The sequence below is a fragment of the Streptomyces sp. LZ34 genome (assembly GCF_053890475.1).
The window spans coordinates 10,895,257-10,918,477 of the sequence record NZ_CM132680.1 but is presented as its reverse complement, the minus strand read 5'-3'; the positions used below and the strand labels follow the sequence as shown (position 1 = coordinate 10,918,477).

Genomic DNA, 23,221 nt, shown 5'->3' with positions numbered 1-23,221 from the left:
AGAGGATGCCGGGCCCGGCGTGGCCGGACCGCGATTCGCGCATCACACGAGCGTCACCAGTCCGTTTTCGCGGCCGCCGACGACGTAGCCGGACACGCGCCGACAACGCCGGGGTGACACGAACAAGGCATATTTTCCTTTCATGGAAATCCCCTCAGAGCGGACGGGCGTCCTGATCCTCCGGGTGTGGATGGAAGGCGGCAGACCGGACGGCTTCCGCGCACGCATCGTGCGGACGGGCGGCGCGCACCAGGCGCCCCCCACCGCGGTGAGCACGGTCGACGACGTGCTCACCGCCGTGCATGCCTGGCTCGACCAGTTAGTCGAGCCGGACAGGTGACGTTCCCGTGACGTTCCGGTGACGCCTGGCCATATAACGTCCATTAGCCGAAAGACCGGACAAACGATCATGACTTGCTCGTAACATGGCTTCCGGGCATCCCGATTGCCGGTATGGGGTGGGTCGCTGGAGCCAATATCGCCCCGGGGGGCCGATGAGCGCAGAAGGCCATGTCATCACGTTGAGGCTGCTCAAAGGCTTCGCGCTGTCGGTCGATCACAAACGCGTGCCGCTTTCTTCCAGCGCCCAACGCCTCCTCGCGTTTCTCGCCCTGCAGGAGATGCCACGAACCCGAACCTACGTGGCCGGAATGCTATGGCCGGACGTCACGGCGTCCCGCGCCCACGCCAACCTCAGGTCGTCTTTGTGGCGCGCGATGCGAACGGGACATCAGGTCATCGACGCGTCCACGCAGGAACTGGCGGTCTCCAAGCACATCAACGTGGACATTCACACGGCGGCGACGCGCGCGCACCGCCTGCTCGACATGTCACGCCCGTGCGACGACATCCTCACCGCGCAGACACGGGCGGACCTCTCGGCCGACCTGTTACCCGAGTGGTCGGAGAACGAGTGGGTGCTGATCGAGCAGGAGCAATACCATGAACTCCGGCTGTATGCGCTGGAGGCGATGACCGAACGGCTGACAGCGGCGGGCCGCCATGGCGAGGCCGTCGCCGCCGGGCTCGCCGCCGTACGCGCGGAACCCTTGCGGGAAAGCGCTCATCAGGTACTTGTGAACGCACATCTCGCCGCTGGCAACAGAGGCGCAGCACTGCGGCAATACGAACAATGCCGCCGCGTCCTGCTCGACGAACTGGGCCTGGAGCCCTCCCAGACGCTGAGAAACCGTGTGACGCTTCACTCTGAGGGGGCACCCCAGCGACCCCTGCACGTCGGATCGTCCGCCGCCCAGCGAGCGACGCCGTGATAGAGGGCGCGGACGAAGACGAGCGCGTGGCGGTAGCCCGCGCTGGGCCGCGCCTGTCAGTTCTCTCCGTCCCCACAGTGCTTCTGCGGCGGGACACCTCGAAGGAGGCTGAGCTTCTCGTCCTGCGGCACGAAAACGCCATTCTACGACGCCAGCTGCAGGGACGAGTACGGTACGAGCCCGCGGACCGTGTGCCGCTCGATGGCCGCCGTTCCAAACGGCAACGGCCGAATGCTGGCCTTCAGGTAGCGGCGAGGGTGGCCGGCAACGCCTCGGCCTCGCGGCGAGGGCGGGCCGGGTGGCGCGACATGAGCGTGATGAACGCCCGCTGGATATGGGCTTCTGCGTGGGCCATCAGTCGCTCGTAGTCCCTCGCGGGGTTGTCCTTGGGCGCGAATTGGTCTCGGCCTTGGTGGGGGCGGTGGTTCGCGTCCCGGTCGCGGATGAGGTGAGTGAATTCTGCGGCGCGGTCGCCGAGTTGCCACAGGAACTGCCGGGCCTGCTGGGCGGCCCAGACGGCGGTGGGATGGGCGGTGACCTCGAGGATATGGACGGTGCGGGTACGCACCTCCATGACGAACAGTGCGTAGAGCCGCTGCAGTGCCACGGTGTCTACATGGAAGAGATCGGTGGCGAGCAGGCCGTTGGCCTGGGCCTTGAGGAAGGCAGCCCACTCACCGCGCGCCGGCTGGCGGCGCGGCGCGGGACCGAGACCGGCAGCACGCAGTACCCGACGGACGGTGGCGGGGCTGACCTTGTGCCCGAGACGGCGCAGTTCGCTGTGCACGCGTCGGAAGCCCCATCGGGAGTTCTCGGCGCCGAGCCGGATGATCAGGTCGCGGATCTCCTCCGGCAGCGGCGGCCGCCCAGTAGACGGCGACTGCGTCCACTCCTGCTTCACCAGACGCTGGTGCCACGCCGGCAGGGTGCGCGGTGAGACGATCCGGTGTTCGCGAAGGCGCGGGGGAGTAGTCGGGTCAGGGTGGCGAGTAGCGCACGGCCCGGCCAGCCGGGCTTGGGCGAGGTGACCCATACTTGGACGATCACAAAGCCCCAGGTCAGCCACCGTACGGCAATTAAGACACCCTTCAAGGGCCGGCGACCCTGGATTCGCAGTCAGCCGCTGGAACCGCGGACCACGAGCTCGGGTTTCAGGACGACATCACCGCTGCCGCCGTCGAGGAGGGCGAGGGATGCCTCGACCATGCGCTCGGCGGTCGAGCCCAGGGTGGTGAGTCCCGGCGCGGCGGTGTCGGAGATGTACGTACCGTCGAAACTCGTGATCGCGTACTCAGCAGGCACGCGTTTACCGGCGTGCTGAAGCGCCGTCAGCAGGCCGAGCGCGACAGTGTCAGCGGTGCAGATGATCGCATCTGTGTCGCCGGGGTTCGCGAGCAGGAGCCGCGCCGCGTCGATGCCGCTCGCCACTGTGAAGTTGGGCATTTCCAGAACCCGGTCGTCCGGCCCGGCGAGCGCGCGGAACGCGGTTGTGCGCTCGATGCTCGACGAGGAGTCTTCCTGGGCGTCGACCATCAGGATGCTGCGGCGGCCCCGCGCCCGCAGGTGTTCCACGAGCAGGCGGACCCCGGCCGAGTTGTCGAGCCGTACCGACGGCGCTTCGACGCCTCGTGCGCGGCGGTCGACCTGCACGACACGGTTGGACCGCGCGAGCTCCGTGATCGCCGCGCCACTCCGCTCGAACGCGGCAGGTACCACGAGTACCGCGTCCACCAGCGCACGATCCATGGCGCCGAGCTGGCGCTGCTCGGTCTCCGGGCTCTCGCCCGTGTCGATCGTCACCAGCCGCTTGCCCTGAAGATCCAGGCGACGCGAATACGCCGACACCAGCTCCGCGAAGTACGCGTTCGCGATCGCAGGAACGACAAGCGCCAACGAATCCGTCGACTGAATCCGCAGCGCCCGCGCCGCCGCGTTCACCCTGTAGCCCAGTTCCTCGCATGCGTTCCGCACCCGCAGCGCCAGCTCCGGATCGACGTTGCGCTGAACACCGGAGAGCACACGGCTCGCTGTCGGCACTGACACCCCCGCGCGCAACGCCACGTCCTTCAAGCCGATGCGCGCGCCCATCCTGGTCTCCCCTGGTTCCTGCCCGTGGATGCTATCAGGGCAGTCTCGGCGACCCGTTGACGCGGCCGGGGCCAGCGTGCTTAGGTTCGGAAATGCTTTTCCCGACGATGAGAGTACCGCGTGACCGCCCGCCGCACGCCCCTGGGGGCGGCGGAGGGGTGCTTGTCGTCGGACCGGTGAACCTCGGCCTCGGCCGCACACTGCCGCGCCTGCCGCGCGGCGCTGAGCAGATTCGCACCACCAGGCGCTTTCAGGCGGGCGGAGGCAAGGGCGCGCACCAAGCCCTCGCCGCCCGCCGCCCCGGTGCCGACGTCACCCTGCTCGCCTCCGTCGGCCGCGATGCCGAGCACGCCCTTGCCGACCTCGCCGCCGCGGGCGTCGGCCCCGGCGCGGTGATCGTCGGTCATGACCACGCCGCGACGGGAACCGCCGTCCCGGTCATCGCTTGCGGCGGCAGCCGCATCGTCGTCGACCCGGGAGCCGGCGATCCCCCGAAGCCCGCGCATGTCCGCGCGCTCGCCGCGGACAGCCCGCCGTCTGACGTCGTCGTCACCGACCACGAGGTGCCCGCCCTTGTCGTGGCGGCGCTGCTCCGAGCCTACGCGGGCCGGGCACGCGTGCCCCTCAGCCCGTCACCCGCCCGCGCACTCCGTCCCGAGCTGCTCGCGCTCGTGGCCCTGCTCATCCTCGACGAAGGTGAACTCGCCGGTCTGCTCGCCCTCGACCCGGCCCCGGCCGCCCCCGGCACCGTCGCCGCCGTCCTCGAACGTTCCGGTCCCGGCGACAGCCTCGTCACGCTCGGCTCCGGCGGCGTTGTCGTCCTCGCACAGGGTGCCACGACCCATGTGGCCCCATTCCGTGTCGACGCGACCGACAAGGCCGGCGCCGACGACACGTTCCCCGGCGCGTTCACTGCCCCTATCACCGGCGGATTAGCGGTCCACCCCACCGCTTAGCGGTCCGCCTCACCGCCGTACACGCGTCCGCCGCGGCCGCGATGGACGTCACCGCGCACGGCGCACGTCGCACGTCGCACGTCGCACGTCGCACGTCGCACGCGGAGCCGCGTCGACCCCGGACGCGGTCGACGCGCTCCTCGAACGCGAACCCATGACTTCCCCGAACTTTCAACCTCCTGCCCCTCCCCACATCGCCATACATCGAAAGGCGCCCTTCCGTGAGCAATGAGGCTCAGCAAGGTCGTAGAGGCACGACCGTCGAATCGAACGGCGTCAATCCCGTTCCCGATGCCGAGCGGCGCGGGAGGCCGCGCGGCCTGTTCGCTGTGTGGTTTGCCTGGAACATCTCGATCCTCGGCATCAGCTACGGCATCTTCGTCTTCGGCCTCGGCCTGAACGTCTGGCAGACGATCGTCGCCGGGACCATCGGCTACCTCGCCTCGTCCGCCCTCGTCGGCATCCTCGCGGTCGGCGGGCCCCGCACGGGACTGCCGACCCTCGCCCAGACGCGTTTCGCGTTTGGCATGAAGGGCAACAGGATCCCCGCGTTCTTCGCCTACCTGTCCAATATGGGCTGGAAGGTGACGATCATCACCCTTGCCTCGACCACCGGTGCGAACCTGTTCGCGAAGCTGTGGCCGTCGGTGTTCGCCGACACGGACGGGTCGAGCGCCACGTTCACGATCGTGCTGTGGTTCGTGCTCGTGCTCGCCGTGACGATGATGGTCTCCGTCCTCGGCCATGAGTTCATCATGAAGGTCGAGGTCTGGATCTCGTGGGTGACCGGCATCATGACGGTCGCGTTCCTCGGATTCATGGTGCCTGAGATCGAGTGGGCGCACCTCGGTGACACCCCTGCGGGCGGACCGCTGGTGTTCATCGGCGGCATCATCATGGCGATGACCCTCGTCGGCCTCGGCTTCCTCAACTACGGCGGCGACTTCGCCCGTTACCTCCCGCGCGATACCCCGGCGCGCGGCGTGATCAGCTGGACGGTCGCCGGGCTCAGCCTGCCGGTCGTCATCCTCCTCGCCGTCGGCGCGCTTCTCGTCGGCGGGGATTCGAAGCTCGGTGCCGCCACAGCGTCCGACCCGATCGGGGCGCTCACCGCGCTCCTGCCGATGTGGTTCTTCGTTCCCTTCTCCATCGTGATCGTCATCTCGCTCGTTTCGGCCGCCATCACCGGCATGTACAGTTCCGGCCTCGCGCTCATGGCGGTCGGCGTACGGCTGCGCCGCTCCGTGACGACCGCGATCAACGCGATCATCATCGCGGCGGGCGCCTTCTACCTGCTGTTCATCTCCACCTCGTTCCTCGCGACGTTCCAGTCGTTCCTGTCGCTCATCGCCGTGATGATGGGCACCATGGGCGGCATCCAGATCGTCGACTTCATCCGGCAGCGCCGCATGGGCTGGAACACCGATATGGCGAACCCGCGTGGCTACGGCGGCCGCGACGGGCGCTGGACGGCGATTCTGAGTCTGATCACCGGAACCGTCGTCGGTCTCGGCCTCGTGACGAGCTCCGACCCGAACTTCGGGGAGATCACGGGATTCCTCCTCACCGAGAGCGGCCGCACCGGCGTGTTCGGGTCGAGCGGGCTCGGCATCGTCATCGCCTTGGCGCTCGGCGCCGCGCTCTACGCGATCCTCACGTTCGGACTGCGGCTGGACCCGAAGCCCGACTACTCGCTCGTGACCGCGGGAGACGCCGCTCGCGGGGAGGGCGGGCGCGAGGTTCCGACGCCCGACGCGGCCGACAGGCGTGCGGCCGACCGCACCGAACGCTGACCGACCCGTGGCGGCGAGGCCCACGCGGGTCTCGCCGCCGCTCGAGGAGCTGACCGCCTTGTCCGCACATGAGACCGCGCTACAGCGATTCCGGAACCCGGACCCGTGGCATGCGCCTGCCACCTACTGGTTCTGGCATCGGCTACCCGACAAGGACACGATCCGCGCCCAGGTGCGGCAGATGTACGGCGCCGGGATCCGGAGCTTCCAGGTGCAGGCGCGGCTGTCGTACCCGATCGAGGGTTACCTGGACGACGACTACCTCGCCGCGTGCCGTGCAGCCGTCGAGACGGCCGCCGAGTTCGGCATGATCGTCGGCATTTATGACGACTACAACTGGCAGACCGGTCACGCGGCGGGCCGGGCCGTGACCGGGCACGACGAACTGCGCGAACGGCACCTGTTCTGGGTGCGGGTCCCCGCGGGCGCGAGCGAGGGCTCGCTCAGTGGGATCCGCTCGGCGACGGAGAACCTCGGCCCCGCCGCGATGGACTGGCACTACGAGGGCGGCGTCGTCGCCTGGGCCGACTGGCGGATCGAGTACGCGCTCGTCGTGGAAGGGGAGCAGGGCGCGGCCGCCGAGCGGCCCGAGCTCGTCGACCGCGTGGACGGCACCGCCGACAGGTGTCGTGTCCGCCTCGTCGACCCCGTGCCCGACGGCGCGGAGGCGATCGTGTTCGTCTCCGCCCGCTGCGCGACCTCCCGGCTCGTGAACCCCGTCGACCCGGTCGCGGTCGATCGCTTCATCGAGGCCGGCTACCAGCCCTTCGCCGACGCCCTGGGCGACTTCTTCGGCTCCACCGTCGCCTACATGTTCTTCGACCAGCCGCACGCCGTGTACTACGACTGGACGGAGCGCACAGGAGACCTGCGGTCGGCGATGCCGTTCCACGAGAGCCTGGCCGTCTCGATCCGGGAGCGCTGGGGCGGGCGGACCCCCCAAGTGCTCGCCGCCGTACTCGACGGGGACGAGCCGGAGCGGCTGAGCCTTCGCGCCCAGTTCTACGAGCACTTCAGCGGCTACGCGATGGAGACGTTCCTCGGCAAGCTGCGCACCTGGAGCCACGCCCACGGCCTGCGTCAGTCCGGCCATGAAGTCCTCGGGCACGTCGGCGGCTGGGCGCTCGACACCGCGTTCACGAACTGGGACCTGCGCGTGAACTTCGGACTCGACCACTTCGGCGTGGACGGTTACCGCGACCTCACCGCGGTGGATGCGCAGGACGCCCTGGTGCAGCTCAGCCCCGTGTTCGGCGACTCGGTCGCCCGCCACCACGGCCGCGGCGGGACGATGGTCGAGCAGTACTTCCTCACCCCGCCCGAAGGCGGGACCCCGTGGTCCGGCCACTGGGGGCTGACCCTCCAGGAGCTGCGCACAACGGCGATCAACCACCATCTGCAGGGCATGCGGCAGATGATCTTCCACGGCTTCTATCAGACCCACGGCCATGGAGACGATCACGAGTCGCTGCGGAATCCGCGCTTCGACTTCCCCCCGGGCATCAATTTCGAGCCGTGGTTCGCCGATCATCACCTGCGGTTCGCGCTCGAGAGCGCGCGACTGAGCGAATTCCTCGAGCCGGTGTCACCGCAGAGCGACGTGGCGGTCCTGTACCCGTTGCGTACGGTGTGGACCGCGGGTCAGCTCGGCGAGCAGGCGTCGGCGATGGGCGAGTGGGCCCGCGCGCTCAACGAGGCCCGGGTGGGCTTCCACCTCGTGGACGAACGCGATCTCGACGCCGCCGCTGTGGAGGAGGGCGCGGTGTGCTTCGGGGACCACCGGTACCGGGCGCTCGTGCTTCCCGCCGTGACAACGCTGCGCTCGGCCGCATCGCTGCGCCGGCTTCGCAGCCTGGCCGAATCGGGGGTACGGGTGCTCGCGAGCGGTGCGACGCCCGCTGTCTACCAGGAGGGCCCACAGACCGCCCTCGAGGACTGGGCAGGCCTCGCCCCAGCCGTGGAGGTGTTCGCTACGGTCCCTGAGGAGGCGGTCCTGCGCGGGCTCGCCGCGCAGCGTGGGCAGACCGAGCCGACACTGCGCGTCCCCGCGGGCTCGGCGGTGCGCTGGCGCGGCGGCCCGGACGCGGCCGACGGCTTCCGCTTCGCGTGCTTCGCCGAGACCGAGGGCACGGTGGAGCTCCTGCTGCCCGACGGGCCCTGGCATATCGAGGAGTGGGAGGCCGCCGACGGCACCGTGCGCACCCTCGAAGCAGCCGAGGGCCCGGTCGTGCTGCGGCTGGAGCAGAACGCATTGCGCATGTTGCGTGTGTGCAGGGGCGCAGAACCGGCTTCAGGCTGGGCGGACGCCACGGAAGACTCCGAGGCCGCGGCCGGTCACGGCACGCCGGAATGGTCGGCGCCGGAGGCGCTCGAGTCCGGCTGGCTGCTCGAGGTCGCCGAGGACGCGTACGAGGAGGCGGGCACCCGCCGCGACATCGCGGTGACGTACGGCTGGGAGCGCCAGGGCCTTCCGGCGTTCGCGGGCACCGCCGACTATGTGCGGCAGATCGAGCTCGCCGCGCCGGTCCCCCTGAAGCTGACGCTCCCGGCTGTCGCCGGAGCTGTGATCGTGTCCGTGAACGGCGTGCGTGTGGGGGCGCGCGCCTGGGCGCCGTACCGCGTCACGATCCCCGCTGACGCCCTGCGGCCCGAGGGGAACGAACTCCGCATCCGGGTCGCGCCGTCGGCGGCCAACCGCTACTACGCCGGGACCGGGCTCCGCGCCGAGCCCGAGCCGTGCGGACTGCTCGCGCCCCCGCTGCTGAGCCACGCGCTCGCGACTCCGGAGCTCGGTGCGCCCCCGGACGGTTTCGACCCCGGCCCCCGCGACTCCGGCCCCCGCTCATCCTCGATCACGGAAGGCTGATCCACCTTGCTCAAAGGACTCGACCCGCTCCTGACCCCGGACTTGCTGTACGCGCTCGCGCGGATGGGGCATGGAGACACGATCGCGCTCGTCGACAGGAACTTCCCCGCGCACTCCGTGAACGACCGTGTGATTCGGCTGGATGGCACCGACGTCGTCTCGGCCGGCCGGGCGGTGCTGGGACTGCTGCCGCTCGACACGTTCGTCGCCGAGCCCATCGCGAGGATGGAGGTCGTCGGCGACGCCGCCGCCGAGCCACCGGTACAGACGGACTTCGTCGCCGCCGCGGAGGAGGCATCGGGCCGCCCTCTCGCGGTGGAGACGGTCGAACGCCACGCGTTCTATGCGCGTGCCCGCTCCGCGTTTGCGGTGGTCATCACGGGCGAGGACAGACCATACGGGTGCTTCCTGCTCACCAAGGGCGTGCTGCCGGAGTTCTCCCCGGAGCGTTGATGCCTGACGCCGAGCCGTCGCCCTCCGCTGTCGAGGTGCTGCGGCAGCGCTCCACCCGAAGGCTTCCCGGACCTGCGGGACTCTGTCGCCCGATTCGGCCGACCTGGCGAAACTGGTGGGCTGCTGATCTTCTCGATGACCTGCCGCCCGAAGCACGTGCCCACGCTGAGCAGCTGGCACAGGAGATCGCCGTGCGGGAGTCCATGGTTTTCCTCGAAGGCGCCTCGTATACCGGCTCCAGCCCCGGGCTGCGCACCGAGGCCCAGGGTCAGCTCATGCTCACTTATCTGACCGATGTACGCGGCGAGCGCATCGTGGTGCTCCAGGCCACCTGGTTCGGCTGACAACAACTCACAGGCGCCGGAAATTAGGATCCTGACACGGAAATGCACTCCTGAGTAGAGTCGGAGGCTCGCGGTGGCTGCCGCTCCGCTTCAGTGCTGCTCTACTTTCCTGTTCGGGTTGTTCCAGCCCTTCGTAGGGTCAGGGGACCCAGCCGAAGCGCCAGCAGTTCGGCGTCCTTGCCTCGTAGCGCTTCAGAATGGCTTCACCTGCCTGACCGAGGGAAACGCCATGACGCGCCCGTCCGTCCAGCATGATCAATCCTTGTGCTGGTACGAGTTGTCTACCTGATCGCCACACGGATCTTCGCATGGCTGGTCCTGCTGTCCCGCTCCTCTGCGGCCAAGAACGCGGAAATACCGATCTTGCGGCACGAGCTCACAGTTCTGCGCCGACAGGTCACCACGCCCAAGCCTGGCCGGCCGGACCGGGCGCTGCTTGCCGCCCTGGCCCGGCTACTCCCCCACGCACTTCGCCAACATCGAATCGTCTCACCACGCACCCTGCTGGCCTGGCACCGACGCTTGGTGAAGCAGAAAAGGGGCACAGCCACCGCCTCCGGGGCGCCCTCCCCTGCCAGAGGAGATCAGCGGCCTGATCATCCCTCTTGGCGCCGAGAACTCTCGATGGGGCTTTCGGCGCGTGCACGGCGAAATGCGGCGCCTCGGGCACAAGGCCAGCCCCGCCACGGTCTCACTGCCGCCTTCGACGCCGTGTTCGCCGGCGAGGACATCACGGTGGCCAAGATCCCTCCGCGCAGCCCCAACTGCAACCCCCACGCGGAACGCTTCATCCGCTCAGCTCGACAGGAGTGCACCGACCGGCTCTTGTTGTTCGGCCGCAGCCACGCCGAAAAGATCCTCCGCGACTACGCAGGCCACTTCATCAGCCATCGGCCCCACCAAGGCCGAGACCAACTCGCGCCCAGCGACGACCCGAACGTCATACCCCTCATCAACGAGTACCGGACAGCCGACTGACGACGTAAGTGTGGTTGACGCGCATCGCGCGGGCCTGGCCGGGGGCAAGGGTGGGGTGGCAGCGGCAGCGGGCCTGGATGGAAGTCTTCTCGTCTGCGCTGATGACGTACTCGTCCTCGCCGAGCGGGACGCCCTGCCAGGTGCGGGCGTACAAGCCGAGCACCCGCTCGGCCCTGATCCGGAAGTCGGGGTCGGTGATGAAGATCCAGGAGCGCTGCTGCCAGGGTTTGAGCGCGTCGTCGGCCAGCCAGCGGCGCACGGTGGAGGCGGAGACCGAGCCGGCGATCGCCCGGGCGACGACCTCGCGGGCCGGCTCCGGGCACGACCAGCGCGACAGCGGCACCCCGGTCTCGGCCGGCAGCCGACAGGCCAGGGTCTTGACCTGGGCTGCCTGCAGCGCGGTGAACGACGGCGGCCGTCCGGACCTTTCGCGGTCCCTCAGCCCGCCGAGACCGCGCTCGGCGAACCTGCCCCGCCAGTAGCGGACCGTGCCCAGGTGCAGGCCCGTTTCCCGGGCGATGCGCGCGTTGGAGCGTCCCCGTGCGGCATGCAGCACCACCTGCGCGCGCGTGCGTAACCGGTACTCGGTTTTGTGACCGTAGGCCATCTTCTTCAGCCGCTCGCGCCCGGCGGCGCGCAGGGCTATCGGGCGGGCGGTGGCAACGGGCAAGGCAGGCAGGCCGATCGGGAGAAGTGGATCACGACAGGCCAGAGCCTGCCGTACCCGCCGACCGGCCCCTCGGGCAGGATGGACGCCATGCCCACGCCTTCGGAACACACCCGGCTCTCGCTGGAAGGGCGCCTCGGCGAGCACGCCCGCACCGCCTGGCCACAGCTGGAGCAGTTGCACGTCCGCCACCGCGGCGCCTTCGCCTATGTGGAGGCGGAACTGGCCGACAGCGAACAGGTCAAGCTGATGCGGCTGCGCTACACCGGCGCCGTCGGCAGGTGGGGCTTCGCCCTCTACTACGCCGACAGCGACCGCTACGAGGACTCCCTGCTGCCCACGGGCGGCCCCACGGGCACCCCCGCAGAAGCACTCGACTGCGCCTGCCAGCTCCACCTCGCCGCCTCCGGCATCTGACCAGACACCGACCGCAACTGTCCTGTCTCATTCGACCTTGCTGCCGGGGGATGCCCTGACCTGCGGAGACACAAAGCCGGGTGCGACAGGCGGAACCTTGCCGTCTCACTTGAAGTTGTCGACAGAGCGGGAACGGCGGTCTCCCCTTCGCGCGAGGCTTGTGTTGGACTGTCCCGACATAATCCGTACACGACAATGGGGTGAATGCGATGCCTCTTGAGGGCGAGTACGAGCCGAGTCCGGCGCAGTGGGTGCGCGAACAGGTCGAGCTGTATGAGAGTTCGGGTGGCACACAGGGCACAACGCTCTGGGACACGGGCCTGCCGGTCGTCATTGTCACGATGCGCGGCGCGAAGAGCGGCAGGATCCGCAAGATTCCGCTGATGCGCGTGGAGCACGAGGGGCGGTACGCGGCGGTGGCCTCGAAGGCCGGCTTCCCGCGCCACCCGGTCTGGTACTTCAACCTCAAGGCCGACCCGCAGGTGGATCTCCAAGACGGCCCCAAACGCCAGGGCATGATGGCCCGTGAGCTCACCGGGGACGAGAAGGCCCAGTGGTGGCAGCGCGCGGTGGCCGCGTATCCGCCGTACGCCGAATACCAGGAGAAGACCCACCGCGTGATCCCCGTCTTCGTACTCGAACCCGAGCACCTGGCCGGGCCGGCGAAGGCCCCGGCGCCGACGAGGAACTGAGCTTCGGACCCCACTCGCTCGGCCCGGCAAGGCGCCGCGCGGCTGGGGATAGGAGCCCGGCGCCGGCCCTGCTCGCGCATCGCCCGGTTCTGCCGCTCGAGCGCCTCAGCGATGGCCGGGTCGACTCGCCGGGCTGGCGCGACGGCCTGGTGCGCGGCCAACGTCTCCCGATAGCCCGGGGACGCCGTCTCCCTCGTCTTCACTGGCGCCTCGGGTCCGGCCACTGCCGACGGTTCGGGCCGAGCCGTACGGGGCGCGGGCGCGGCGTCGGCGGGCCGGACCCGGACGGTGCGCACCGCGTCGGTGCCGATCGCGTGGTCGCCATGGTGATGATCCACGCGGTGATCAGCCGGAGCTGGGTGGCGTAGGCGGGTGGGTCCGGATGCAGGTCCAGTTGCCCGGTCTTCGGGTGGAAGGCGACGGACGACGCGGGCAAGCCCGTTACGCTCACCGTCATGATCTACGCACGTGCCGACAGCCGCGTCGTGATGGCGACCTTCGGGGCCTTCCTGAAGCACTGAACGGGAACCGTGGACCGTGGTGCGATACGACTTCCCCCGCTCCGACGCCGACGGCTACTTCGCCGGGTTCGACCGGGCCATCGGTGTTCTCGCTGAGGCGCACGGGAGCGACCGGGCGCGGGCCGCGACGCTGGGCGATGCGCTGGCCACCGTGCTGGCGCTGTGGTTGCTGCGCCGGCAGGACCCGTCGGCGGAGTGGGCCGGGCAGCGGCTCACGGCGTTCTACGACCACGTCCGTGAGGTACTCGACGGTCATGGCGGTGACTTCGCCGTGTACCTCGCCGAGCTCGACTTCGCCCTCGAGAGCGAGACGTCCACCGGCTGGTACAACGCGTGCTTCGCCCGCAGCGTGGTCGAGATCCTGCTGCGGGACGCCGGCCTGCCGCCGACGGCGCTGGTCGCGACCGACTGGGCGGAGGCGACGGACGAGGAGATGCGCGACGTCGCGACCAGAGTGGCGCCACTGCCAGCCGACGCGATCCCGCGGAGCATGCCGGAGGAGCACTGGTGGTGGTTCGTCGCTTCAGCCGCAGTCGTTGCGGTTGATGCGTAGCGAGCGGGTCTGATCGTTGAGGTTGTAGCCGCGCAGGTCGTGGATCGAACCGCCGCTCTTGGTAACGCACACCCACCGGCCGGCGAAGTTGCGCTTCTCGTAGACGCGTGCGGTGCGATCGGAGTTGTTACGCACCGAGCTGCCGCGATCGCGGATGGCGGAGGGCAGGTCCTTCACGCTGCCATCGACGGCCCGCTTCACCCACGGCTGACCGGCGACAAAACCACACGATCGGAGAACAGAGGGCTTCAGGTGGTCAGGTCCGCTTCCCTCCGCGCCCGACGCCGTTTTGCCGGACCGGCAACAGTAGTGGCGTGCCCGGGACACGATGGGCGACGGTGGGTCCGTGACCGACAACATCACAGCAGGATCACCCGTGTCCGGCACCCCCTCGCCTGCCGACGGCTACGTCGGAGACCCCGCGGTGCGGGCGGAGTGGGACAACCGGTACGCCGACCGACAACAACTGTGGAGCGGCCAGCCCAACGGTGCGCTCGTGGCCGAGGTCGCCGGGCTCACACCTGGGCGGGTGCTCGACGTCGGCTGTGGCGAGGGCGCGGACGCCGTCTGGCTCGCGCGCGGCGGCTGGGACGTGACCGCGCTCGAGGTCTCGGGCGTGGCGCTGGAGCGGGCGGCCGGGCACGCACGGGAGGCAGGCCTCACTGTTCGCTGGGTACACGCCGCCCTGACGGAGGCGGCGCTCCCGCCAGCCTCTTTTGACCTGGTCTCCGCGCAGTACCCAGCCCTGCTGCGCACCCCCGACGCCGCAGCCGAGCGAGCGCTGCTCGCGGCCGTCGCGCCCGGCGGCGTGCTGCTGCTCGTACACCACGCGGGGATGGACAACCAGCAGGCGCACGACAGCGGCTTCGACCCGGCTGACTACGTCTGGCCCTCGATGGTCGCCGCTCTGCTCAGCGACGACTGGGAGGTGGAGGTGGACGAGCAGCGGCCACGCGTGGCGCCCGACGGCGGCGCCGGCGCGCACCATACCGACGACCTGGTGCTGCGCGCGCGCCGGCTGCGCTGAGGCCCCTCCGCTCGCAGCAAGCCCGCCAGCTGGGCTGGCTCGATGCCCGAGCCGCTGACAAAGCGCTGGGCCCCTTAAAGATCAAGGGCATTCTCGCTCCTCCGAAACCCCGACCATTTGCCATGCGACAGCCGCAATCCCCTGCCCTGCCCAGATCGCGGCTACGGACGCTGCAACCGGAGGCACGGCACCTGGGCGCCCACGCTCGGCATGCGGCTCGACCGGCTCATCGCCGCGACCGCGGGCCAGGAGTACGTGCCTCTCTACGTGCCCGCCCAGCGCGGCCGCCGAGCATCGCATCTGTGGGTCACCGCGCGGGACCGCGACCAGTACCTGGACGCCACCAACGACGCCCTGGCCGAGCCCGAACCCGGGAACGTCGACAGCTGACCCCGCTCCGCCCCCTACGGAACGGCACTGTGGGGCTGGCCGAAGGCACCGCACGCAAGTATTTCGGAGAGATCCGCACCGGTCGTACGCCCCGACCAGCGGACTGACGGAGCCTGCCAGTCAGCAGGCTCCGTCAGCCTCAGGCCGTCTCGTCGCCGCCGCGGCGGTGTGCCCGCCGGTCCGGCGGCTGTCAGATGCTGTCGGCGAGTTTGCTGAGGAAGTCCGCGTTGGCGTTGGCGTCGTGGCCCAGGACCACCGGGTGGTGCGGGAGCTGGGCGAGGTGGTCGGCGACGGCGGCTCGGACCCGATCGGTGCCACCGCCGTCGATGCCGTGCCGCCGGTGGCGAGGGTCATGCCGAACCAGGTGTCGAACTGGTCAGGGAAGACCTGCACTTTCTTCTCCCGCTTCTCCCGATTGCCGCCGGCCTCCCACAGCGGCTCGCGCCGTCCGGCGAGAAGAGCGTCGGTGACGTCCTGGTGCTGGGTGGGGTGGAGCTGTTCGCCTGACTTGAGCCGGTCGCGGACGACGTCGTACAGGCCGAGCGCGTCGAGCAGGCCCAGGCCGATGGCGGCCGCCGACGGCCACGGCAGTACCTGCAGGCCGTCGGCGTCGGGGCGAATGAAGGCCCGGGCGCTGGCGAGCAGTTGGAGCCCGCAGGAGGCCAGCAGCAGGGCGGTGGTGGTCTTCCCAGCTCCCTTGGAACCGAAGGTGAGCACGGTCTTCCCGTCGCGGACGACGGCGGAGGCGTGAAGGAGTGTCCACCCGTCGCTCAGTAGTGCCGCGCGGATCATCTCGCGGGCGATGCGGGCGATGCGGGCGGCGGCCAGGGCCACGGGCTCGGCGATGAGACCGGCGATGGTCAGGCATCCCGCCTCGGGCGAGACGGCGGTGATGGTGCCCGCGCCGTCACAGGCGAGGAGGGTCCGGGCCTTGGTGTAGGTGACCTCCTGGTGGGGGGCACGCTTCGATCAGTGTGGCGAGGTCGGCGTAGGCCGGCTGGTTGACGTCGGCGACGACAACAGGGGCGGTGCCGATGCTCTCGGCGTCGACCGCGTAGGCGTTCCACCACGGGCCGAAGTACCGGCGGGCCCAGTCGGTGACGAACACAGTGTTCCTCACGACGGTCACGCTCGCGTCCACGGCGTGCAGCCGGGTAGCGGCGGGGATACTCACGGGCTCACCGGCGGTGAAGCGCAACGGAATTCCCAGCCAGTCGCCGCCGTCGGTCAGTTCCTCGATGCCGTCGGCCAGGCCGAGGGCCTTGCGGAGGGTGGACAGCACCGCTCCGGCGGGTCCGCAGCGGGTGCGGCCAACGCCAGCGCTGATCCGGCCGGTGAGGAGCTCCAGGCCGCCCGCGGCTCGGCCTCACCCGTTCGCGCGCGGTTTGTTTGCGGGACGTGAGTGAGACGTTTCCAGAACGTCAGTGGCCCCGGGAAAAGTGGTGTCCACACCGCGGGAACCGCCAAAGAAGACTCCCGCACAAAACGCAGGGGGAACCCGATCATGCGTACTTCCCGGATTCGTACCGCCACCCTGGCCGCCGTCACCGCCGCGCTGGCGCTGGGCCTGACCGCCTGCGGCGGCGCCGACGGCGGCTCGAAGGCGGCGGGCGGCGACAACGCCGCCGGTACCGCGCAGAGCCGGCCCGCGTCCGACGGGGACGGCAAGGGCGGCGCGGAGCAGGCCAACAGCGGCGGTGACACCAAGGCGGGCGCCTCGGGCGGGACGGACGAGGTCGCGAGCAAGGGCACAGCGGTCGGCGCCCAGCAGTGCCGCGGCGACGAGATGCTGGTCACCGCGATGCACCGGTTCGCCGGGCAGCAGGGCGACCACCTGCTGGTCACCGCGTCGAACGAGGGCACCAAGCCATGCTGGGTCACCTCGTACCCGGCCGTGAGGCTCGGCGACGACGGCGCCGCACTGCCGCACTCGAAGAAGGACAACCCGGGCGGCGACAAGCGCATCACGCTCCAGCCCGGCGGCAAGGCATACAGCGCGGTGAACCTCTTCGACTACGGCTCGGAGAACCAGACGGCGCAGTCGTTCGCCATCGCGCTGCGCGGCGCGGACGGTCACGACGGCCCCTTCTACTCCGTCGACACCAAGGGCGAGAAGACGCAGTTCAGCTGGAACGAGGCCGACGTGCTGAACTGGAGCACCACGAAGCCGTACGACTTCTGACAGCCCGTCGGCCAGTGACGCGTCACCGCCTTCCAGCACGTCTACGGCCGGCAACTCGCAAGGCTCCCCGGCGACCAGCGACATGGCGAGATCACCGGAAACCGCCCTTGGGACCCCGCTCGCGCTAGCCTGCCCACCCACATGCTCAACTGGCCAACTACAACGCTCAGTGTGCGACCTCGTGTCGCACACTGAGCGCTCTCGTTGGCCAGTGAGCATTGCACTCGGCCGTTGAGCGCGGAACTGTCCAGCGCAACTGGTGCTGCGTACCGGACGTGGCTGACTCGGCGCGCTCGATGTCGCGATTGGCGTCGTCTACTGGCTGGCGCTCGTGCACGTCGCCGCCCGGCTGCGCGCGGTGCTCGGCCGACCGGCCTGGCGTCGGCGCTGGGAGTGGATCGGCGGCTGGATGTTCATCGCCCTCGGGGTTGGGGTGGCCGCCACCGAGTGCCGCCCGCTAGGACCGCGTCGCCCTCCTGCACTCGTCCCCGGAGGACTCGCCCTGCCCGACCGGCGCGCTGCGGTCGTACGGGTCGATCTCCGTGCCGGCCTCGTCCGCCCGGCGGTCCGTGCCGAAGGGCGGGGTGAAGTAGCCCGTGGGGGCGCCGCAGCCACCGTTGGTCATGTCGTACTTGTACGAGACGATCGAGAACGTGCCCGGCTCGGTGATCACCTTGTCAGGGTCGTCCCAGCTCAGGACCAGCTCGCGCCGGACGATCGTGCGCACGATCTCGTCGTCGCCGCCCGCGTCCGCGCGGGTGACCGGGTAGACGAAGGTGACGTCGGCGGTCACCTGGAGCGCGCCGCGCTCGCCCTCCCGGTAGGTGAGCCGGCCCCGGGTCTTCACGACGTCGCCGACCAGGTGGGTGCGGGAGGGCTGGAAGCGGCTGAAGAGGAGGAGGGGGTCGTTCTTCTCGCTCGGGGTTCGGAAAGCGGTTTTCAGAAGGTCTTGGACGTCCTTCTGGTGCGGGTTGATCAGTGCAATCGCCTTCTCGGGGCGCTCGCCCCGCAGCACCCCGCGGTCCAGGCCGGACGCGACGAGGAAGTCTCGGCTGTGGGCGAGGGCCCGCTCGACCTCGGCCGCGCTCATCCAGCCGACCGCCCCGGCCTTCGGCACGCTGATTCCCGCCGCTCCGCTCGCCCAGCTCGCCGCCGGCGAGCCGCGGAACGGCTCCTCCATGGTGGGGCGTTGGGCCGCCTCCGCCGGGGGTGCCTGGGTCGGGCGGGCGGTCTCGGCCGCCAGCGGCGGGGAGTCAGGGTCGTCGCCGGCGAACAGGTCCACTATCCGCCCCGGCGCGAGCGCCACCACCAGCAGCACCAGCGAAGCCAGCAGCCCGACCACGTACCAGCCCGTGCGCCGCTTGGGCCGCGCGGGCGTGTAGCTGCGCCAGCCCTCCGGGCCGCGGCCGGGCTCCGCGCGCAGCCGCTTTGCCACTTCGCGGGCCCGCGCCGACGGCTCCTTGGGCGCGTCGGCGGCACCCGCCACCGACTCGCGCAGAAACCGCTCCCACTCCTCGTCGGACCTGGACGAGCCGTCCGGCTCCGTACCCGCGCCCATCCCCAACCCCCTGGCAATCAGTAGACCGCGGCCCACTCCTCTGGGACGCGTCCGCATAATGACACAGAGCGCTGACAGCGAGACCGGCTGGGCGGACGGTGTGGGCGTCGAGACCGCCCGCACGCGGGTCGCGCAGCGGGCGCAAGCCGCCGTCGATCGGGGTGGAGGCGCGGAAGCTGTATCGGCCGAGCACGTTGAGGTTCGCGTGCTTGAGCGGGGAGACACGGGCGACGTCCTCGTCCAGGACGTCGCGCTCGCGCTCGTCGGCGGGCAGCGCCCGCAACTCCTCGACGGCGGCGTCCAGATAGCGGGTCGTCCAGAGCACGGCGGCATTCAGCACCAGACCGAGAGCGCCGAGCTGGTCCTCCTGACCTGTCCGGTACGCCTGCATGATCTGCCCGCGCTTGCCATGGCAGATGTCGCGGGCGAGCTTGTGGCGGGACTCCTGCACGGTGAGCTGCCGGTTCATCTGCCGCCGGTAGGTGTCGTCGACCGGGCCGACCACGCGCAGCAGGTGCAGGGTCTTGGCGATCCGCCCGTACTCGGCGAACGCGGTGCCCAGCGGGGTGGGGCGTCCCTCACGGCCGAACACCCGCAGCAGATCGTACGCGCGGACCTGCCCGGTGACCAGGGAGCCGACCACCCGGAGCATGTCCGGCCAGTGCGTGATCACCTTGTTCAGGTTCACCTTGTTGCAGGCCAGCGGCTCCAGCGGCCCATATCCGCCGGTGTCTGCTCCGGGCATCTCCGCCCGCCAGAACCTCTGGTCGGCCAGATCGCGGAAGCGGGCGAGAAGTTGTAGCCGAGTAGGGAGAACAGGCCGAACACCATGTCGGAGTAGGAGACGTTGTCGGTGGCCACCATGTCCGGCTTCACCCCGGCGTCGAGGTTCAGCAGGGTGTCCAGGATGTGCAGGGAGTCGCGCGGAGTTCCGGGCACCACCATCTGCCCGATGCCCGCCACCTGGTCATTTACAGCATCTAGCCATGTAATTCCGCGTTTGAAGTGGTAGTACTTCGGCGACGGCCCGGCGTTGATGGTCCGCTTCGGCACCACGAACCGCAGCCCGTGGACCGAGGCGAGCAGGCCCTCGCCCCAGTGCTCCACGATCGGCACCCGCCCCTGGGCCTCGATCAGCTTCGCGTTCGCTGCGGCGATGGTGTCGGCGCGCAGGTAGTACTGGTCGACGTGGACCAGCCGGGCCCGGGTGAGCGCCTCGTCGTCGGCGTCGATGACGGGGGTGTAGCCGATGTTGCACGCCTCGCTCACCAGCAGCGCGACCAGATAGGTCTTCAGGTTCTCCATGCGAGTGCGGCCGCCGCCCAGGTACACGAAGGCGTCCAGGAATCCGGTCCATGAGTCGACCTCGAACAGCAGGTCCGGCAAGGTCGATCTTCGGGAGCATCTTCGCGGTGGTCTTGCGCAGCCACTTCAGGGAGTCACTCTCGCCGAGTGCGCCGAGCCGGTCGACGTTCAGCTTGAGGCGGCCGTTGGGCTGAATCTCGAAGCTGAGCTTGGCGCCGTGCAGTACGTCCTCCTCGGAGACGGCCTCCCACTGCTTGCCGTCCAGGAGCCGCGCCCGCGGGTCCGCCCACCGGTTCGACGGCGAGGCGAACACGTCGCGCCGGTTCAGTGCCCGGAACAGCTGCTCCAGCACGCACACGGTGTACGCGTCGCGGTCCACTGCGCCTTCGGGTAGCTCCGGGTTGGAGTACACCGCCTTCTTCCACGGCGCCAGCACCAGCTTGGCGTCGATCTCGCGGGGCAGCAGCGGTTTGGCCTTCACCTTCCGCCGGGCAAGCGCCGGGAGCCGCTTCACCGCCTCCAGAATCCGCTTGCCTCCGGAGGCCGCCCCCAGCGCGGGCGACTCCCCGAGGAGGGACAGGAAGGGACGGACGGTGTTGTAGCGGGTGGCCAGCAGGCGCCGCGTCTGCGCCTCGGCCTCCTCGTCCGAGTGTTGGCGCCGAGTTGGTGCTGACGAGCTCCGGGCTCGTGTCGGTCGTGCGGCCTGGCCCGGGCGGACGACAACTTCATGATCACCTAGGTCCGTGGAAGACGAGCGGCCCCGAACGCACAAGAGAGGCGCTGACGTGCGGAAACGTGACCGATGTGGCCGCGTCGGGGAATCACTTGGGCCAATCCTCGGCATGATCGGTCGGGCGAGGCGGGGGCGAGGGAGCAGGACGGCTGTCACAAACCGAGCTGCCGTCCGGTCCTAGGTGATGACTGAACGGTGTGCCCCATGGCGCCGTCGATGTCTTCGGCAACGCTCTTCAAGAGGAGAACAACATGAGCCGGGTCAACATCTCACGCCCCGATGCACCGGGGTATGACGAATTAGTTCCGTCGCGCTACGCGCTGAAGGTCGGCGACATCGACGTGATGGTGATCAGCGACGGGGTGCTGCCGATACCCCCCGCGACGATGGCCACCAACGCCGCCACGGCCGACCTGGCGGCCTGGCTCAGTGACATGTTCTTGCCACCGGAGATGCTCGACTGGCCACTGAATGTGGCCGTGGTGCGCAGCGGTGGCCGGACCATCCTCATCGATTCCGGGCTGGGGACAGAGTTTCCGGGCTTCCCGCGGGCCGGGCAGTTGGCCATGCGACTGGACGCCGCCGGGATCGATCCCACATCCGTGACCGACGTGGTGCTCACCCACTTGCACATGGACCACATCGGCGGGCTGCTCATCGACGGTCTGAGGCGCCGGCTGCGCCCGGACCTGCGGGTCCACCTGGCGGCCGCCGAGGCCGAGTTCTGGGAAGCGCCTGATTTCTCCCGCACCGCCATGCCGGCACCGGTGCCGGACGTGCTTCGAACGACCGCCTCGCGGTTCCTGGATGTGTACCGCAGCCAGTTGCAGCCGTTCGAGACGGAGTACGAGGTGGCGCCGGGAGTATTGATCTGTCGCACCGGCGGTCACACCCCCGGCCACAGCATCGTCCGCCTGGAGTCCGGCGGCGACCGGCTGACGTTCGCCGGCGATGCCGTGTTCCAGTGCGGGTTCGACAACCCCGAGTGGCACAACGGCTTCGACCACGACCCCGAGGAATCAGCCCGCGTCCGGATCCGTCTCTTGAAAGAGCTGGCGGCGAGCGGCGAGCAACTGGTGGCCACTCACCTGCCGTTCCCGTCCGTCTGCCACGTGGCGGTCGCCGGCAACGCCTTCCGTTTCGTACCGGCCGTCTGGGATTACTGACCGCACTTCGGTTGGGGCCGACGCGTGAGCAGCGCGTGAAACGACCAGCCGCCGCGCAGGTTGCCGGCCGGGCCTCCGGAGCCCGGCCGGCTCGGCGCACGACCCGGACCACGGCCCGTCAAAACTCCTGACAGCAACACCGGTTTCCTGGTCCGTTCCTACTCGGACCCCTGCCTCGGTGCCGGTCCCGCGTTGCGGAGGCTGTGTTCGATGAGGCCGGGTTGATCGATGGTGCCGGTGTAGCGCAGGGCCGCGCCGACGGACAGGCCGAACAAGTCACAGATGCGGCGGGGGTCGCCGCCGGTGGCCTCGGCCTCGTGGAGGAGGCGGTCCTCCCGGAGCCGGCTGGTGGACATGCCGAGTACATCGTTGGTCCAGACGTGGCTGACCGGCTCCACGCCGCAGCCCGTGGTCCGGGAGACGAACAGGTGGGGGTTGGCGGTGCGGGCCAGCGCCGGTTTCGGTAGTCCAGTTAGGTCGCCAGACGAGTACGCACGGGTTCGGCGAGCAGGACCGTCCGGTTCGGCAGGAACAGTCGCCCATCGCGCAGGTCGGTGGTCTTCAGCGTTCCTGGCGACAGCTTGTGAAACCCGCTGTGCTTCCACGCTGCGGCGCGAGTCCGGCAGTGTGGCTCTGGGGTAGTTCCGAAGCGCCCGGTCGGGGCGGCATACGTCGCCGACCGCCACGTTAGCGTTCCCGACCAGGTCAGCAGCCTCGGCGGCGGCGATCCTCCACCGTGCCTTGACCACCCGCGTCTCAGGGCAGACGGTACCCGGCACGGCGTCATCCACCGCATAGAACCGGCTACGGCTGCGGCCCCGGACGTCCACGAGGGGTCCGAGGCCGCAGCATGACGTGGCCCAAGCGATCAGCCAGCGTCCGGGTTCCATCCGCCCAGACGCGTGAGCAGCTCGGTCATGTGTGCCTGGTTGCTCTCCATCTTCTACTCCAGGGCATCGAAGCGAGCGTCGAGCTTGGCGAAGCCGTCTCGCACCTCGCGACGGAGCGCGACCTGGCCCTCGATGACGGCGGCGAAGTTGCCGCCTGTCTGTACCTGCAGAGACTCCACTCGATCTTCGACCGCCTCGGTACGGCGGGTGAGAGCATGGTCGGCGAGGGCGGTGAGAGCGGCCACTTCAGCGGGGTCTGCCGACAAGCCCCAGCGGCACTTCACCACGGTCCGTCCATTCCTCGATGTACCGGCAGCGCGCTCCCGGATCGGGGGGAAGCTACTCGCGGGGGTCCTGGTCAGCCTTGCTGC

25 protein-coding genes and 2 pseudogenes are annotated in these 23,221 nt (G+C 69.7%); 16 read left to right on the top strand and 11 right to left on the bottom strand.

The genetic code is table 11. The features are described 5' to 3' along the window. Window positions 1-142 precede the first annotated feature (142 nt). The 3 genes and pseudogenes from ACWY4P_RS46970 to ACWY4P_RS46960 all read left to right on the top strand — a co-directional run. On the top strand, window positions 143-340 hold the full coding sequence (locus ACWY4P_RS46970) for a hypothetical protein (protein WP_456206927.1): 198 nt from the start codon (window positions 143-145) through the stop codon (window positions 338-340). 154 nt (window positions 341-494) lie between these two features. After that, a complete protein-coding gene (locus ACWY4P_RS46965; RefSeq protein ID WP_456206926.1) occupies window positions 495-1,271 on the top strand; it encodes an AfsR/SARP family transcriptional regulator in 777 nt (258 codons plus the stop codon). 53 nt (window positions 1,272-1,324) lie between these two features. Then, window positions 1,325-1,465 (top strand): annotated as a pseudogene (locus ACWY4P_RS46960) (integrase core domain-containing protein); the annotation flags it as partial. A gap of 47 nt (window positions 1,466-1,512) precedes the next feature. On the opposite strand, the gene ACWY4P_RS46955 reads toward ACWY4P_RS46960, so the two are convergent. Continuing rightward, window positions 1,513-2,172: an IS3 family transposase gene (locus ACWY4P_RS46955; protein WP_456206925.1), complete on the bottom strand. Its 660-nt coding sequence runs from the start codon at window positions 2,170-2,172 to the stop codon at window positions 1,513-1,515. Window positions 2,173-2,387: 215 nt separating this feature from the next. Continuing rightward, window positions 2,388-3,359 carry a LacI family DNA-binding transcriptional regulator gene (locus tag ACWY4P_RS46950; protein ID WP_456206924.1) on the bottom strand — a complete coding sequence of 324 codons (972 nt, stop codon included), beginning with the start codon at window positions 3,357-3,359 and terminating at the stop codon, window positions 2,388-2,390. Window positions 3,360-3,535: 176 nt separating this feature from the next. Here ACWY4P_RS46950 and ACWY4P_RS46945 point away from each other — a divergent pair, with 176 nt between their 5' ends. From ACWY4P_RS46945 to ACWY4P_RS46920, 6 genes are all read left to right on the top strand, one after another. Beyond that, complete coding sequence (locus ACWY4P_RS46945) at window positions 3,536-4,315, top strand: PfkB family carbohydrate kinase (protein ID WP_456206922.1); 780 nt, start codon at window positions 3,536-3,538, stop codon at window positions 4,313-4,315. 221 nt (window positions 4,316-4,536) lie between these two features. Further along, window positions 4,537-6,108 carry a purine-cytosine permease family protein gene (locus ACWY4P_RS46940; protein WP_456206921.1) on the top strand — a complete coding sequence of 524 codons (1,572 nt, stop codon included), beginning with the start codon at window positions 4,537-4,539 and terminating at the stop codon, window positions 6,106-6,108. Window positions 6,109-6,166: 58 nt separating this feature from the next. Further along, window positions 6,167-8,974, top strand: coding sequence for a hypothetical protein (locus ACWY4P_RS46935; protein WP_456206920.1), 2,808 nt, complete (start codon window positions 6,167-6,169; stop codon window positions 8,972-8,974). 42 nt (window positions 8,975-9,016) lie between these two features. Next, window positions 9,017-9,427, top strand: a complete 411-nt coding sequence (locus tag ACWY4P_RS46930; RefSeq protein ID WP_456206919.1) for an RbsD/FucU family protein — start codon at window positions 9,017-9,019, stop codon at window positions 9,425-9,427. A gap of 191 nt (window positions 9,428-9,618) precedes the next feature. Continuing rightward, complete coding sequence (locus ACWY4P_RS46925) at window positions 9,619-9,771, top strand: hypothetical protein (protein ID WP_456206918.1); 153 nt, start codon at window positions 9,619-9,621, stop codon at window positions 9,769-9,771. A gap of 711 nt (window positions 9,772-10,482) precedes the next feature. Next, window positions 10,483-10,749, top strand: a complete 267-nt coding sequence (locus tag ACWY4P_RS46920; RefSeq protein WP_456206917.1) for an integrase core domain-containing protein — start codon at window positions 10,483-10,485, stop codon at window positions 10,747-10,749. On the opposite strand, the gene ACWY4P_RS46915 is transcribed toward ACWY4P_RS46920, so the two are convergent. After that, window positions 10,724-11,419 carry a helix-turn-helix domain-containing protein gene (locus ACWY4P_RS46915; protein WP_456206916.1) on the bottom strand — a complete coding sequence of 232 codons (696 nt, stop codon included), beginning with the start codon at window positions 11,417-11,419 and terminating at the stop codon, window positions 10,724-10,726. The genes ACWY4P_RS46920 and ACWY4P_RS46915 overlap by 26 nt on opposite strands. An 87-nt stretch (window positions 11,420-11,506) precedes the next feature. Here ACWY4P_RS46915 and ACWY4P_RS46910 point away from each other — a divergent pair, with 87 nt between their 5' ends. Both ACWY4P_RS46910 and ACWY4P_RS46905 read left to right on the top strand, forming a co-directional pair. Continuing rightward, window positions 11,507-11,833, top strand: coding sequence for a hypothetical protein (locus tag ACWY4P_RS46910; protein WP_456206915.1), 327 nt, complete (start codon window positions 11,507-11,509; stop codon window positions 11,831-11,833). A 209-nt stretch (window positions 11,834-12,042) separates the two neighbouring features. After that, entirely contained in the window at window positions 12,043-12,525 is a 483-nt protein-coding gene (locus ACWY4P_RS46905) for a nitroreductase family deazaflavin-dependent oxidoreductase (RefSeq protein ID WP_456206914.1), read from the top strand. Window positions 12,526-12,724: 199 nt separating this feature from the next. Here the strand turns inward: ACWY4P_RS46905 and ACWY4P_RS46900 are convergent, their stop codons facing one another. After that, window positions 12,725-12,961, bottom strand: coding sequence for a hypothetical protein (locus tag ACWY4P_RS46900; protein WP_456206913.1), 237 nt, complete (start codon window positions 12,959-12,961; stop codon window positions 12,725-12,727). Window positions 12,962-13,062: 101 nt separating this feature from the next. Here ACWY4P_RS46900 and ACWY4P_RS46895 point away from each other — a divergent pair, with 101 nt between their 5' ends. After that, window positions 13,063-13,599: a hypothetical protein gene (locus ACWY4P_RS46895; protein ID WP_456206912.1), complete on the top strand. Its 537-nt coding sequence runs from the start codon at window positions 13,063-13,065 to the stop codon at window positions 13,597-13,599. Here ACWY4P_RS46895 and ACWY4P_RS46890 read toward each other — a convergent pair. After that, entirely contained in the window at window positions 13,570-13,776 is a 207-nt protein-coding gene (locus tag ACWY4P_RS46890; protein WP_456206911.1) for a peptidase inhibitor family I36 protein, read from the bottom strand. The genes ACWY4P_RS46895 and ACWY4P_RS46890 overlap by 30 nt on opposite strands. A gap of 169 nt (window positions 13,777-13,945) precedes the next feature. On the opposite strand from ACWY4P_RS46890, the gene ACWY4P_RS46885 reads away from it, so the two are divergent. After that, window positions 13,946-14,626, top strand: a complete 681-nt coding sequence (locus tag ACWY4P_RS46885) for a class I SAM-dependent methyltransferase (RefSeq protein ID WP_456206910.1) — start codon at window positions 13,946-13,948, stop codon at window positions 14,624-14,626. Window positions 14,627-14,836: 210 nt separating this feature from the next. Then, on the top strand, window positions 14,837-15,016 hold the full coding sequence (locus ACWY4P_RS46880; protein ID WP_456206909.1) for a hypothetical protein: 180 nt from the start codon (window positions 14,837-14,839) through the stop codon (window positions 15,014-15,016). A 120-nt stretch (window positions 15,017-15,136) separates the two neighbouring features. Here the strand turns inward: ACWY4P_RS46880 and ACWY4P_RS46875 are convergent, their stop codons facing one another. Both ACWY4P_RS46875 and ACWY4P_RS46870 read right to left on the bottom strand, forming a co-directional pair. After that, window positions 15,137-15,850 (bottom strand): hypothetical protein, encoded by a 714-nt coding sequence (locus ACWY4P_RS46875; RefSeq protein ID WP_456206908.1) that lies wholly within the window; start codon window positions 15,848-15,850, stop codon window positions 15,137-15,139. Between the two features lie 73 nt (window positions 15,851-15,923). Beyond that, window positions 15,924-16,298: a hypothetical protein gene (locus ACWY4P_RS46870; protein WP_456206907.1), complete on the bottom strand. Its 375-nt coding sequence runs from the start codon at window positions 16,296-16,298 to the stop codon at window positions 15,924-15,926. Window positions 16,299-16,520: 222 nt separating this feature from the next. On the opposite strand from ACWY4P_RS46870, the gene ACWY4P_RS46865 reads away from it, so the two are divergent. Then, window positions 16,521-17,198: a DUF4232 domain-containing protein gene (locus tag ACWY4P_RS46865; protein WP_456206906.1), complete on the top strand. Its 678-nt coding sequence runs from the start codon at window positions 16,521-16,523 to the stop codon at window positions 17,196-17,198. A 457-nt stretch (window positions 17,199-17,655) separates the two neighbouring features. Here ACWY4P_RS46865 and ACWY4P_RS46860 read toward each other — a convergent pair whose 3' ends face one another. Together ACWY4P_RS46860 and ACWY4P_RS46855 are read right to left on the bottom strand one after the other, a co-directional pair. Further along, window positions 17,656-18,756 carry a hypothetical protein gene (locus ACWY4P_RS46860; RefSeq protein ID WP_456206905.1) on the bottom strand — a complete coding sequence of 367 codons (1,101 nt, stop codon included), beginning with the start codon at window positions 18,754-18,756 and terminating at the stop codon, window positions 17,656-17,658. A 238-nt stretch (window positions 18,757-18,994) separates the two neighbouring features. Further along, window positions 18,995-20,088 (bottom strand): annotated as a pseudogene (locus tag ACWY4P_RS46855) (transposase); the annotation flags it as partial. 957 nt (window positions 20,089-21,045) lie between these two features. Here ACWY4P_RS46855 and ACWY4P_RS46850 point away from each other — a divergent pair. Further along, the gene (locus tag ACWY4P_RS46850) at window positions 21,046-21,960 is read left to right on the top strand and encodes an MBL fold metallo-hydrolase (protein WP_456206904.1); all 915 of its coding nucleotides are present in this window, start codon (window positions 21,046-21,048) and stop codon (window positions 21,958-21,960) included. A 158-nt stretch (window positions 21,961-22,118) separates the two neighbouring features. Here the strand turns inward: ACWY4P_RS46850 and ACWY4P_RS46845 are convergent, their stop codons facing one another. After that, a complete protein-coding gene (locus ACWY4P_RS46845; protein WP_456206903.1) occupies window positions 22,119-22,358 on the bottom strand; it encodes a hypothetical protein in 240 nt (79 codons plus the stop codon). A gap of 545 nt (window positions 22,359-22,903) precedes the next feature. Further along, entirely contained in the window at window positions 22,904-23,095 is a 192-nt protein-coding gene (locus ACWY4P_RS46840; RefSeq protein ID WP_456206902.1) for a hypothetical protein, read from the bottom strand. Window positions 23,096-23,221 lie beyond the last annotated feature (126 nt).